This window comes from Oligoflexus sp. (assembly GCF_035638955.1).
Lineage (GTDB): Bacteria > Bdellovibrionota_B > Oligoflexia > Oligoflexales > Oligoflexaceae > Oligoflexus.
The window spans coordinates 1-12771 of the sequence record NZ_DASQYZ010000097.1; the positions used below are offsets into that span (position 1 = coordinate 1).

A 12771-nucleotide genomic window follows, 5' to 3' on the forward strand; every position below is an offset into this window, starting at 1 on the left:
CTCCAACAATGTGAACCTGAGGGGAACCGAGTTGCTAGGTTTCCCGCACGTGAGCGCGAACCATTTATGAGGCATTGGCGCAGCAGTGTGCTAGGAAATGCCCGCAATCTAGCTCTGACAATAGTTGCCGACGGCGAGGTGGCGGGTAATATCGGAAGTTGGGATCAGGATGGATTCAGACTTATCAGCTATTGGCTCGGCGTCGCCTTTTGGGGGCGTGGAGTCGCAACGGCTGCGCTGACTGAATTTTTGGCCCATCATGAAAGAACACGGCCCTTGCATGCCTATGTCGCAGCCAGGAATCTCGGCTCATGTCGCGTGCTGGAAAAATGCGCCTTTCATCCCCTAGGTTCGCCCACGGCTGGCGAAGACGGCGAGTTAGAGCTGCTAATGAATCTTGAACTGCTACCCGCAGCTGGTGATCATTATAGAGTGGATTAAAAGACATCAGATTTCGCATTTTGGTAAAAAATGCAAAATCCGCCCATGGCAAGGCCTCCACGGGGTCATGTTTCGGGCAGGTTGCGGGGAGCCACCTCATCGTCTCTCTCTTGATCGGAACTCCGGAACCGGGCCTTTTCAGGCTGCTGCCCACTCTTGGCATTGGTTTGTTCTGCGGGATTGCGTTCCTACGGCATGAACTGGTTGGGTCGATTGCGGTGCACTTTGTTGCGAATCTGGGCGCAATGTTAATCCAGCAGGATCGTATTTACAGAGACATCTCTGTCAGCATCATCTGTGCCTCTGCTGCAGTTGCCTTGATCGGCCTTCCTCTAACTGTTTGGTTTACCAGAAAACGTGAGCCCTCGCGGTGCGCCAGCCGCAAGGGCAGCTCCAGATTCAGCGATCACTTTTTGCCCGAAAATCCAACATGAATTCCTCGCTGACCCCTATAATGTGAGTCAACAGGTTTGGTCCCTGAGGAAATCCCACAAGAATAGAACAATGATCGCGAATCCGGGGACTGTCATCATGCAGATTCGGGCTTGCTCTGAAGGTGAAGATATTGCCGCCGGAACTGGGATTTTCCAGTTTAAGTGGAGTTCCGAAGCAGCTGATGCTCGGCATCGCACCTTCCCCAAGATTTCCAACCTCCGCTCGAACAATATAGTTTTGGTCACTCGATTCGGTAAAATCGAGGATTTTCAAGGTTATCTCGCGGCTCGCATCCAGGAAGCTTTCTGCTTCGGCTGCGGATTGCCCAATGACAAGCCGCGCATCTTCTTCCTTCCAATCAAGTGTCGTTCCAGCGAATTCCTGCTGGTTGAACGTCCCTTGCTTGTAAACCCAATGACGGCTCCATCCCTGAAGGGTATCGGCCCTGCAGTCCGGAGAGCTGTAATGGATCCCGATGCGACTGATAATCTCATCTTCCACGAGAAATCCCAACCGAGTTGCGGCGTCATATTCTGTTTCTGAATTCTCTTTGATTTGTTCACAGTTCTCTTCAAGATAAAAGCGACCCTGGTGTGCTGGTTGCTCGGCACTTGTGTCCGGATCGCCCGAATTTTTACTGCTTTGGCCGCATGCACCGAAAAATGTGGATGAGACTGCAGTGAAAACAATGAACGGAAAGGTCTTGGACATGACTCATCTCGTAAGTCGGAAGTTGATAAAATGAACACGCCCAGGATTCATACCCACCGGAACATGAATGAATTATAATAGTAGGGTCTAAGATGGTCATATCAAATTCAGCTGCCATTTGCCGTAGAGGATTTCAACTGCCCTTCTTCTCATTTCACTGAAAGGCGGCCACACGTTGAGCATTCGTCTCATTAACGTCCAGCGTGAACAAAGAAGGGCCTGGCGGTCCTTTTAATCTCTCCGTGCGCAATATTAGGGCGGCTCTTAAAGGCATCAGCATTCCTTCGCTGATCCCGGAACGATTAGCTCTTCTTTTTGAAAGTTGGATTCTGGCAGGTCGGAGTTATGGGTTGACTACTGTTCTCCATTAGTATGCCTATATAGATACCCATCTGGCAGGAGATATCTCCACTCGAGGTCAAGCTATGTGGGGGTGCGCATACGCTCTTAGCACACTGTCTGGCGTTGCAGATTGATGCGCTCGGTTGTGGAGATCAATGAGCCCTGTCACATGATCAGCTGTTGACGATTGCGATAGTAAATCCGTCATATCCTTTACAGCCCACTGTTTGGATGGCGGTTGCATCTATCCGAGGATCCCGAGACATCATTTCAATAAAAGACCGGACCCCATTTACGTTTGGATCATGGCTCTCAGCGTTAGCCACTTCCCCATTACGGACAACATTGTCGCCAATGATGATGCTGCCCTTCTTTGACAGCTTAAGCGCCCACTCAAGATAATTTGGATTATTTGGTTTATCGGCATCAATAAAAATGAGATCAAAATGTTCATGCTGTTCAGAAACAAGCTGTTTGAGGAGATCCAGTGCGGCCCCTGTCCTGATTTCTACCAAGTTGCCCAGTCCCGCTTCGTCAATGTTCTTCATGGCAATTTCACTGTGAAGCGGGTTCGCTTCAAGGGTCACGAGGCGCCCGTCCGAGGGCAAAGCGCGAGCCAGCCATATTGTACTATATCCACCTAATGTTCCTATCTCTAAAATATTCTTTGCACCACGGATCTGCGCCACAAGTTGCAAGAATTTTCCCTGGTTTGGCGCTACGTTATGCGGCGGCAGCCCTGCAGCGTCGCTCAAGCGGAGAGACTTCTCCAAAGCTTGATCGGGTTTAACAAGAAGCCCATTAAAATAGTCGTCGACAGTTGTCCATTGTTCCTGGTTCATCTCTGTTAGCCTTTCATAAGTTCATGTTCCAAAGTTGATGGATACGGCGCGATTAGTAAAAAGACAAGCATTTAGGCGATAGGAGCAAAAATTCAAACCAACGTTATTTGCCTGTCAAGTTAAAGCCTATCCAAATACCCCTGCAAAGCGAAGCTCTGTAAGAGCGAAGCTGAGATGCAGCAGCCCTTCGTAGTTGACAGGCTTCTTTTCCCATCGAATTTTTAGCGCGCGAAATTGATTCGCCCACGAGTGACTTCGCTCGACAACCCAGCGGTATACGTCACGCTTCGTGACAGGTCGACCTCGTCCATCTCTTCTTTTCCTCCTGGCGGCATGAGGAATATATCCGTTACGTCTAGCAGTCGTCCTAACAGCTGCTGAATCGTAACCTTTATCAAGATGGATGTGTATTCGTTTGCGATGCTGGTTTCTTGGTCGGCGGTCGTGGATATTCGCACCCGCTATTTCGCAGGACAACGGCACGCCACGCCTGTCGACCAGGACGGAGCGTTTGCTGCCAAGTTTGCCCCGATCCGTCGGATTCCTGCCAGTTTTTTTTCTCCGAGCGGAGCTTTTACCGTCGCTGTATCAAGAGACTGATGCTTCCAGGATGTGCCACGGAGCTCTTCATACTCAGTCAAAGCCAGTTCCCATATCCTCTCGAAAATACCGAACTCAATCCACTCCTGGAAGTAATCATGAATCGTACTTGCTGGCTCCGAATACCCGAGGCAATGCGTTCCACTGGCACCCAGTCCGCATTTTATAGAATACTGCATCAGCTACAGGTTTCAACTTTTGCAGTCTTGGTCTTCCGCCTTTCGGAGTTTTGCGGGGACGGTCTGAGGGAAATTCCAGTGTTCTTCATGAACCTTCTCTTTACAGGACACGGCTTAAGGTTTCATTTTTGGCAGCAAATGTCGGGTGGCGCAACGGCGTTCTTTACCTTTTGGAAAGGTTGCACTAACGTTTTCTAAAAGGTATGCGCTCTGGGTCAACAATGTGCCGCCCTCAGTCGAAACAGGGAAAATAGGTATTTGCAGGATTGTTTTCCATTGATGAGACTGAACCCGATGAATTTCTCGAAACGAATAGCCCCTCAAAGCAATCAGTTTCAAAACGTTTCTCGCCTCATGGCAGGAGCGACAGTCCTGATCGGAACCTTGGTCCTTGTCGGCTGGATTTTCGATGTCAGCATCTTGAAAAGCCTGATCCCGGGCTTCGTGGAAATGAAAGCCAACGCGGCCATCTGCTTCACGACTCTCGGTGCTGCCCTTTATCTTCTGCATTTGAATAATTCATTTTCCTGGCAGAGGAGGCTCGCCCAATTCCTGTGCTGTTTTACCTGCCTTGTCGCGACGGCAACGCTGTCGCAGTACCTGTTCGGATGGGATTTGGGGATTGACCTTCTCCTGTTCCACGAAAACCTTCAGGCTGTGCATACCGTCCATCCCGGGCGTATGGCAGCGCAAACAGCGTTCAATTTTATCTGCAAGGCCCTGGCTCTTCTTGTCATCGATTGGGAAACGAAGCGAGGTCACCGCCCTTCTCAATATATTTCCTTGATAACCTTGATTCTGCCTTTCCAGGCGCTGCTGGCCTACGCTTACGGGGTCAAGACCCTTTTTGGCGTCGGATCCTTCCTACAGGTGACCCAGATGGCTGTCCACGCGGCCTTGGGTTTTATCCTGCTCTCGCTCGGTACGCTTCTAGCCCGTCCAAACGCTGGTTTCATGAAATCCTTTTTCAGTGGAGGCATCGGCAGCATTTCCGGCCGCAGGTTGCTGGTCCCGGCTGCCTGGATTCCCATCGTGATGGGCTGGTTTCTGTCCGTCGGCGAGAAAGGTCAGTTTTATGCAACAGGCTTTGGCATCACCATGCTTGTTCTCTCTTCAACCATCATCCTCTGCCTCTTTATTTGGAGAAGCGCCCGTGACCTTAATGAGATGGACGCCCAGCGTTCCGCTGCGAAGGATGCTCTTAGAAAAATCAACAGCGAACTTGAGAGCAGAATTCAGCAGCGCACGGCCGACCTGAATGAATCCCAGCGACGCCTCGCGACACTTCTGTCCAATGTCCCCGGCATGGCCTACCGCTGCCGGAATGATCAGAACTGGACGATGGAATTTGTCAGTGAAGGCGTTCTGAGCGTCCTTGGTTTTACGGCCGAATATTTTTTAGAGAATAAAGGCCTCTCCTACAGCGACGTGATCCACCAGGAGGATCGGGACCGGGTCTGGCAGAAAGTCCAGGAGGGCCTCCAGGCCAAGGTGCCTTTCGAGCTGCAGTATCGTGTGAATACGTCTGCAGGAAATACCATCTGGGTTTGGGAGAAAGGTCGCGGCGTTTTCTCCGATACCGGCGAATTGCTGGCACTTGAAGGCTTTGTGATTGACGTCACCGATCGCGTGCTGGCGTTGGAAAACCTGACCGAAGAAAAACTGAGACTCATGTCTTCCGAAAAGTCCGCAGTGGAAGCGTCGAAACTGAAATCAGAATTCCTGGCGAATATGTCTCACGAAATTCGCACGCCCATCAATGGTGTCGTTGGCATGACGGGCCTGCTTCTGGACACGAGGCTGACGGCTGAGCAACGAGACTTCGCCAACAGCATCGAGCGTTCAGCTGATGCGCTGCTGACCGTGATCAATGACATCCTCGACTTTTCGAAAGTGGAAGCTGGCAAGATGGATATCGAGCTCGTCGATTTTGATCTGGGCCAGCTCATCGATGATGTCAGCTCAACCTTGCAGTTGTCCGCGCAGCAAAAAGGCTTACCTTTGGTGGTTGACACGGCGTCCCTGCAAAAGATCGCATATATTGGTGATTCCGGTCGGATCCGACAGATTCTCATGAATCTTCTCAGCAATGCCATCAAATTCACAGCCAAGGGAAAAGTCTGCCTGTCGGTGAGGAGTGAACGCAGCGGTGCCGAGTATTCCAGTATTCTGTTTACTGTTCAGGACACCGGCATGGGCATTCCGGCTTCTTCCAAAAATCGTATGTTTCAGGCTTTTTCCCAGGCTGATTCCTCGACCACAAGGCGCTACGGGGGTACAGGCCTCGGACTCTCAATCTGCCGGAGTCTCGTGCAGCTTATGGATGGGGAGATCGGTTTTGAAAGCGAGGAGGGACGTGGGTCGACCTTCTGGTTCCGTCTGAATCTAAAAAAGGGCGGTGAGCTGGAACGCCCCTCGACAACGCATGAACCCGTCCTCCCACTTGTGAGTCGGGACAAGGCTGTGCGCGTCCTGATTGCCGAGGACAATCCGATTAACCAGAAAGTGGCCATCTTGCAACTTAAAAAGCTGGGTTTGCAGGCGGACGCGGTCGCGAATGGCTATGAAGTTCTGGAAGCTCTGCGCACACTTCCCTATGATATTATCCTGATGGATTGTCAGATGCCGGACATGGATGGCTATGAGGCTACGCGCATCATCCGTAGCAGCACGAAGATGCCTTTTTCGAGGATTCCCATTGTGGCGATGACGGCCAATGCGATCAAGGGGGATATGGATCGATGCCTGGAGTCCGGCATGAACGATTATTTGGGAAAGCCCGTTAAGCTGGAGGAAATCGCCAGGGTTCTGGCCAAATGGCTGCCTGGGGTTGAGACCGCAGCCTGATCATGGCTGCGGTGTTTTCATGACGAGCATGCTGTCGTAGGTCTCGTTTTCGTCACGGAGCTGCAGCATCAGCCATGTTCCGCAATTTTGGTTCAAGCGGTTGAGGCATGGTTCTGAGTATTCGATTAAGGTAGTGAGATGGAACAAATGCAGCGGCCTGTTTGTCGTCTGCTAACGAATAATAGCCCCAGATCATGCCTAGAAGCTTGCCTTCGGACGAAATTACGGGGCTTCCAGAATCGCCCAGGACCAATTTTCTATCACAGTCATAGAGCATGCTTGCGAGCTTCAAAGATCCATTTTCATCCACGACCGTGTCGATCGTAGTTTCATTTGAAGTAGCCTTCATGATTTTACACGAAACTTTGCGAGAGCTGGACATGATGACGGCAAGCTTTGGATCAGTAGGGAAATTATCCAACTTAGCTACGTTTTTAGAGTCAGCGATGAAATTCGTTGTGAATACCGTGACGTCGTACTTCATGTTTGAATATAGAATTTTTGAACAACGCCCAGTAACTGAGACTCCTGTTAGAGTAGCTTTACTACATTGCTCTTGAGTCGACATGCAATGATGATTGGTGATATGGACGCCTTTTGTTGGCAAGAAGATGCTTTGGCAAGATTTTCTATCGTACGAACCTAAATCTATGGACAAAAGAGTTCCAGTGAAACTAATGTCCTTTGTCAAGATTGGCGATTCAAGATTGGGTTTTTTGTAACCAAGCCGAATAGAAGATTTCATCCCCTCTTTGACCACAGCGTCAATCTTTAGATCAGATAAAGAATCGTAAAGGCTGAAACCAGGATTATCAATGTTGTCACCATTCGGTTGGCTTACAACAACAGCAATACTCATTTCTTTGCCGGCTATATCTTGAGGAAATATAACCTCAACGTCTTTATTTGAGCCGACATAAGTCGCATTATGAATTTTCCCTATGGCAGAGCCTTTGGGCTTCAAGAACAGAAGTATCTCGTTAGATGGTTTTGTTGTTTCACAGCCCAATAACATATGAATGGCAATCACAATCAAGCACTGCAACAGCATCAAAAAACTCCACTACAACAGCTGGATACCCGGAGGGCACCACACTTATGCAAGTGGCGAGTCAGCATTTATACTTTAAATTACTATGTGTTATGGGTGATCGATTTAATTCTAATGTCGTTCTGTTTGACAGGTGATCGCACGCTCGACTGTCTGACACGTTTCAGGTCGGCACGAGCAGAAAGGGGCATCAACGGCCGTTTTGTCGTTTCTGGGCTCAATATTCTCAAGCTTTCTTACTCATCCTAGGGCAACGTGATCGAAACAAGGAAGGACCCTATGATCGAATCGAAAAGCCAGCCTGACCCAGACACCAAAGAGTAGCAGCGTTGGAACAGGTTTTTGCGGCAAGTTTGCGCCCATTAACTGCGCATTTCAGCGGCGAGCGTGCGAAAGCGATCCTGCATGAGTGTCAGAAATTCCAGACCTTTGGGCGTAAAATCACCTTTAACGGCTTCTTCAAACAAGACGTGCTGGACCTCGGCTTGACGCAACGCGAATTGCTCACACGAGAAGGCTTCCATTTCAGGCAAGGTTCGAGATGTGCGGGTATAGAGTTCCAGGACGTTCAGAAATGCGTGTGAACCCAGCATCACACCGCGCAAGGGTCGTGCCATGGGCAGCCATGGGTGACGGAAGCTCAGGTCATCATCGGCATTGTGGTAAAGCTTTTCGCCTGCCAAGAGGATGTGGAGTTTGCAGTGACTCATTTCATGAATCATGCTCTCCAGATTCTTCAGGGGATGCTTCAGTGGGACCTCCAACGCCTGGGCAAAGGGAAAAATATTCATCGAGGCGCTATTATTGGAATCCAGATTCATGGGTGAGCCAACGGCCAGAAGCCGACCATAGGTCTGCATGCCTCGCAGAGCTTCTGGCCACGCACTCTCCAAACAGGTGAAGGACGCGTCCATGTACTGCAGAATTTCTGCGGTGCTCTGATCATAGTCCAGATGCTTGTAGTCTTTCCAACCGAAGTGGGCGTATCGCTCGTAGTCCGTAATTTCGATGCTATCCAGCGCATAATAACGATCATAGACGCCCAGCAAGCCGGGACGATGCATGCAAACGCTAGCACTTTTTTGCAACGGCTGCAGGCTATCATAGGACCATGTCGCAAGACACTCTTCATCCCGCCAGATGCTCATCTCTTGCGCGCTCGGCGACACGATCAGCGTATGGAATCCTGGATTAACGGCACTCAATCCCCAGGACAAACCGATGGGATCGACGGCTTTCCCGATCCAGATCCGCATCTGGAAATCCGCTTGGATGCTTTGCAAGAGAGAGATGAGTAAGAGTGGGAGTGTGTAAAGCTGATCCGTGCAGTTCTTGAGACTGCTATGGTCTTCGAAGGATTTTAATACCAGATTCAACCACATGCAAAATATTGGTTGGCACAGATACTGCCGATTCCACTCGCCAGGCAGATTGTCCATTAAGTCCAACAGAGCCATCAGTTCAGCAATATCGGGATCGTTGTCCAATTCCTTGGCCATGATCTCCTTGAGTATAGTCACATGGAGACTGACGAGTTCAGCATACCAATCCAAGGTTTTGTCATGGTCAATGGCCTCTCCATCAGCCAGGACGAAGTGTCGGAGCGGAACCGCGAACTGAGGCATCCATTGCCTATTTTTACGAGCGAGGGTTGCAGAATAGTACATGGATGATCCTCTTATTGATTGGCCACTTCAAGCCGCAAATCCGCCACAATGCGATCGAAAGCATGCTGATAAATTCGCTGCAAATCCTGGCAGTAAACGGAAGGGTTGTCGTAGCCATTGCTTTGGCTATAGCGATGCATCACATCACCTCCACCACAGGCAGCCAGATAGTTGCAATCAAGGCAACTGGCACAGGGGTTTTTCGCTGCTTGAAAGGCTGACATCCAAACCTGGTTTTGAAAAACCTCATCGAAATCATGGGTGCGGACATTCAGGTTGGTGTTGACGTTTTGGTTGCCACCGATTCGTAAAACATCGTGAGGTTCAATCGATCCCGATGGAAGAACCTCGAGTGTGGCAAGCGTGGCGCCGCCCATCCCCTGCATTGAACCTGGGACGCCAAGGACGACTTTCGAGAGCGATTCCAAATAGCGAATTTTGACGCCGCGATCACTGTAGATGTCGTACCAGAGATCAAAGAGTTTGATATAGTAATCGGCAATGGAGCGAACCAGGTTCTTCTGAGCATCGTCCCTTGTGAAATTCGGGATCAAGACGTCAAAATCGGTGATCTGCAGTTCATTCACGAAATAATCGCAGAGCTCGGCGGGATCGTGATCGAGATTGGCAACCGTCAACACGCCTGGTTCGAAGCCATATTCCCTGAGTCGCTGGATGCCCTCGACAACCTTGGCATGCGAACCACGACCGAAGCGATCCACACGGTTAGCATTGTGCATGGCTTCGGTGCCGTCAAGGCTGATCCCAGGCGAGATGCGACGCTCCAGGAGGAATCGCGCCCATTCGTCGGTCATCAAGGTCGCGTTTGTGGTCATGGAGAGATGCAGCTTGACGTCCATCTCGGCCTCGACTTTGTCGACCTTTTTGATGAACGCATCATAGCGCTTCATAGGAAAAAGCAGAGGCTCGCCGCCGTGAAAAACGAGCGAAAGTTCCTTGATTTCATATTTCTCGAGATAACGACGCAGTCTCATGACGAATAAATCTTCAATCTCTTCGGAGAATATTTTTGGTTCCTTGAAAACTTCCTTGTCGCGAAACCAATGACAGTAATTGCAAAAAAGGTTGCAACGCGACGCGATTTTCAAAATGATTTGATGGGCAATAAAAGGTTTTTCTTGCATATGAATTCCTACACATCGTTGGGTTGAATGTCACCAATAAAGCCGTCGTTTCGATAAAACTTGCCAAATATTCTGTCAGCAGAACCTTCCAGATCAATCACGAGGTGGGCATACCATTGCTCTTCGAATCCGATCAGGACTGAGATATTCTTATTGTGTCGAACGAAACGGAATATCTTGTCTGGAGACGAGTTCTTTGAATCGTAGCGGCCGAAGTTGTCGTTAGGCTCCGTGAAATCGAAGGTGACCATGGCTTTGCCACTGATTGAGTCCAGGTTCATATTGAAGACGAAATCAGCGTGCTTCTTATTGTCTTTCGGATCGATGATGACGCCTGTTAGAACCTGATTGATCCAGCTGACAAGCTCAGGGTTTTGACTCAAGGGTTCAGAGGATGTGAATAGTTTGGAAATATCTGCATAAGCGGGATACTCATTGAGTATGGCTCGGGTCTGTTCATTCGCAGCTGTAACCGTGACGTCCTGTTTACTGGGATGGACGATGGTGGGAGTATCAACAACGGGAGCCGCTGATGAGCGGTGTTCGGCTTCTGAGCCGTCTTGAGAATTCCGGATCGATTGGGTCGACATTGAGCCTGATTCTATGGGTGGAAGAGGTTTCGAAGGTTCGGGACCGGCGGCAGCTTCCTGGCGATTTGGAGCCTGAAACGCTTGCTGAGTATTCGAGACGCGATGAAGGAGAACCAGCAGGAAGACTCCAGTGAGAAGGCTCATCAGACAGATTTTTTTTCTTTTTCTGGAAAGCATTTCCTTCTCCTTGCCAAGAAAACAGCCTCTCGGATGGAGAGGCTGCCGAATTCATCAGCGGATGTAATTCAGGGTTTTGAGTTTGCTCAGCATGGAGGTCGACAGCACCAAGCGGTCGAGGGGAGTTCTACTGACGGTCTGTGAATACTGACGGAAGCTGTCGGAGCCTCCACCTTGAGTGTATTCATTGGTTTGGTTGTAACCCGTGGCTACATTGACCAGCTTGGAGCCGACCAGAATCTTGCTGATGACCAGTTTGTCAGTCAGAAGATACTTGGAAAGTTCCTTGCCAACGAGCAGCTGACTGGCGTCGAACTTAAGCTCCGTTGCAGCCAAACTGCCGATGTCTGCTTTGGCGACAGTAGCCCCAGCCGACCCGAGGGCAGCAAGGACGGCGGAAAGTGTACCGATCTTTGACATTTTGCTATCACTCATCATTGACTCCTAAAAATTACAGCGACTCTTGCGACAGATTCCGGACTCAGTTGCAAGAATTTCTGAGGATGAAACGAAAGCGCGAAGCATTTGCTGCCAATAACATTAGCAGGTCAAAATACCGCAGGAGGGATGGAATTTATCGAAGAGTCCAAGTCACTTCTCGACAATCAGCTGGTGGCTATTCCCAGGAGTAGCCGCAGAATTCTGGCAATATGGGCAGTTACCTTTGTTCAGCCACACGCTCAAGTTGATATATGCAGCTGGCCGGCTCGACGGTCGGATCTTCAAGCACCAGGGAGCGATTGCAAAAGTGGTGGGAACTCAAGCTGCGGAGAAAAAGAAGCTTTGTTTTAGAATCGCCAGTACCACTTATAATCCAAGCACGAGTCGTTCGGTTTGCCCCTAAGCCACTTGGGAATTTGTCCTACTTTTGGATGCTCTGGACAGCGCATGTCCATGAAATTGGACGTCACGTTGAATTGAAATAATAAGCTGAGCCCATGATCATAAAAATACCAGCATATACGATGCCCTGATTGGGAGCACGCACTCCCCAGACTTGGCATCTGTTTTGCTGAGCGGATTCCATACACAGCGTCTGCTGTCATATCTCACCTTCCACAAATAAGGAAACATGCATGAAGCGTTTGCACTCGATAGCACTTGGATTGAGCTTTCTTTGCGTCGCCGGCTCAGCTACCGCCCGTCCTCCTATTGAAAAACTCTGCCCGGTGTATCATCAGGCTGTTGGCACCTGCACTTACGGGGAATTCACAGTGTCTTCCCGTTCCGCTTGTTTTGCCAGGGTGGAACTGAAAGACATCCTCTTGGCCAACGACGTCGAATTTTCTGAAGAAGACATCATCTGCGAGGAACACCGCGTTCCAGACTGATTCCAATCACTTGATCGCGTCGCCTGTAACAACGGCTGGACTGGGCATCATGTCCCAGCTCCAGCAGTATGAGCGCGTGGAGCCGCATCAAACCGATCAGCGACCTTTTTGATATTGTACCAACCTAAAATCACAGGCAAAAATCAGCAACAGTTGCTTACATACTAATTGGTATGTAATCTGGAATCTCATACAGAGAGCAATGTTTTTGGCATTTTTTCGATGAAATGAGCATCTAACAAGTGACTATTGAGGAGAATTCATGGGTACCAACTTTCTAAAAGTTCAAATCAATCCCACAAACTCTCACAATGTTTTTATTCGCGATGAATTCTCGCGAATAATATTTCTTGATTTATTTTTGCACATTTGGGATGCTCCCATTAAAACTCACTTTTTTAGCGCTATCCGCG

11 protein-coding genes and 1 pseudogene are annotated in these 12771 nt (G+C 49.5%); 3 read left to right on the forward strand and 9 right to left on the reverse strand.

Annotated elements, in window-relative coordinates:
* A partial coding sequence (locus VE954_RS09120; RefSeq protein WP_324951889.1) for a GNAT family N-acetyltransferase occupies positions 1-441 on the forward strand: 441 nt, incomplete at its 5' end.
* A 399-nt stretch (positions 442-840) separates the two neighbouring features.
* Here the strand turns inward: VE954_RS09120 and VE954_RS09125 are convergent.
* From VE954_RS09125 to VE954_RS44165, 4 genes and pseudogenes are all read right to left on the reverse strand, one after another.
* Positions 841-1587 (reverse strand): hypothetical protein, encoded by a 747-nt coding sequence (locus VE954_RS09125; protein ID WP_324951891.1) that lies wholly within the window; start codon positions 1585-1587, stop codon positions 841-843.
* Between the two features lie 515 nt (positions 1588-2102).
* Positions 2103-2771 (reverse strand): O-methyltransferase, encoded by a 669-nt coding sequence (locus VE954_RS09130; protein WP_324951893.1) that lies wholly within the window; start codon positions 2769-2771, stop codon positions 2103-2105.
* 126 nt (positions 2772-2897) lie between these two features.
* Positions 2898-3314 (reverse strand): annotated as a pseudogene (locus VE954_RS44160) (transposase); the annotation flags it as partial.
* A gap of 153 nt (positions 3315-3467) precedes the next feature.
* Positions 3468-3629 (reverse strand): transposase, encoded by a 162-nt coding sequence (locus tag VE954_RS44165; RefSeq protein WP_414698986.1) that lies wholly within the window; start codon positions 3627-3629, stop codon positions 3468-3470.
* Between the two features lie 215 nt (positions 3630-3844).
* On the opposite strand from VE954_RS44165, the gene VE954_RS09135 reads away from it, so the two are divergent.
* Complete coding sequence (locus VE954_RS09135) at positions 3845-6397, forward strand: PAS domain-containing hybrid sensor histidine kinase/response regulator (RefSeq protein ID WP_324951894.1); 2553 nt, start codon at positions 3845-3847, stop codon at positions 6395-6397.
* A gap of 52 nt (positions 6398-6449) precedes the next feature.
* Here VE954_RS09135 and VE954_RS09140 read toward each other — a convergent pair whose 3' ends face one another.
* From VE954_RS09140 to VE954_RS09160, 5 genes are all read right to left on the reverse strand, one after another.
* On the reverse strand, positions 6450-7448 hold the full coding sequence (locus VE954_RS09140) for a hypothetical protein (RefSeq protein ID WP_324951896.1): 999 nt from the start codon (positions 7446-7448) through the stop codon (positions 6450-6452).
* A gap of 362 nt (positions 7449-7810) precedes the next feature.
* Positions 7811-9115 carry an aKG-HExxH-type peptide beta-hydroxylase gene (locus VE954_RS09145; RefSeq protein ID WP_324951898.1) on the reverse strand — a complete coding sequence of 435 codons (1305 nt, stop codon included), beginning with the start codon at positions 9113-9115 and terminating at the stop codon, positions 7811-7813.
* Between the two features lie 11 nt (positions 9116-9126).
* Positions 9127-10260 carry a radical SAM protein gene (locus tag VE954_RS09150; protein WP_324951900.1) on the reverse strand — a complete coding sequence of 378 codons (1134 nt, stop codon included), beginning with the start codon at positions 10258-10260 and terminating at the stop codon, positions 9127-9129.
* A gap of 8 nt (positions 10261-10268) precedes the next feature.
* Positions 10269-11027: a hypothetical protein gene (locus tag VE954_RS09155; RefSeq protein ID WP_324951902.1), complete on the reverse strand. Its 759-nt coding sequence runs from the start codon at positions 11025-11027 to the stop codon at positions 10269-10271.
* A 54-nt stretch (positions 11028-11081) separates the two neighbouring features.
* A complete protein-coding gene (locus VE954_RS09160; RefSeq protein WP_324951904.1) occupies positions 11082-11447 on the reverse strand; it encodes a hypothetical protein in 366 nt (121 codons plus the stop codon).
* Between the two features lie 656 nt (positions 11448-12103).
* On the opposite strand from VE954_RS09160, the gene VE954_RS09165 reads away from it, so the two are divergent.
* A complete protein-coding gene (locus VE954_RS09165; RefSeq protein WP_324951906.1) occupies positions 12104-12358 on the forward strand; it encodes a hypothetical protein in 255 nt (84 codons plus the stop codon).
* The last annotated feature ends 413 nt before the right edge of the window (positions 12359-12771 follow it).

Coding starts and splice junctions, on each gene's coding strand:
- VE954_RS09130 (WP_324951893.1), bottom strand. CDS start 2,771: ATGAACCAGGAACAATGGACAACTGTCGACGACTATTTTAATGGGCTT.
- VE954_RS09125 (WP_324951891.1), bottom strand. CDS start 1,587: ATGTCCAAGACCTTTCCGTTCATTGTTTTCACTGCAGTCTCATCCACA.
- VE954_RS09150 (WP_324951900.1), bottom strand. CDS start 10,260: ATGCAAGAAAAACCTTTTATTGCCCATCAAATCATTTTGAAAATCGCG.
- VE954_RS09155 (WP_324951902.1), bottom strand. CDS start 11,027: ATGCTTTCCAGAAAAAGAAAAAAAATCTGTCTGATGAGCCTTCTCACT.
- VE954_RS09160 (WP_324951904.1), bottom strand. CDS start 11,447: ATGTCAAAGATCGGTACACTTTCCGCCGTCCTTGCTGCCCTCGGGTCG.
- VE954_RS09165 (WP_324951906.1), top strand. CDS start 12,104: ATGAAGCGTTTGCACTCGATAGCACTTGGATTGAGCTTTCTTTGCGTC.
- VE954_RS09135 (WP_324951894.1), top strand. CDS start 3,845: ATGAATTTCTCGAAACGAATAGCCCCTCAAAGCAATCAGTTTCAAAAC.
- VE954_RS09145 (WP_324951898.1), bottom strand. CDS start 9,115: ATGTACTATTCTGCAACCCTCGCTCGTAAAAATAGGCAATGGATGCCT.
- VE954_RS09140 (WP_324951896.1), bottom strand. CDS start 7,448: ATGCTGTTGCAGTGCTTGATTGTGATTGCCATTCATATGTTATTGGGC.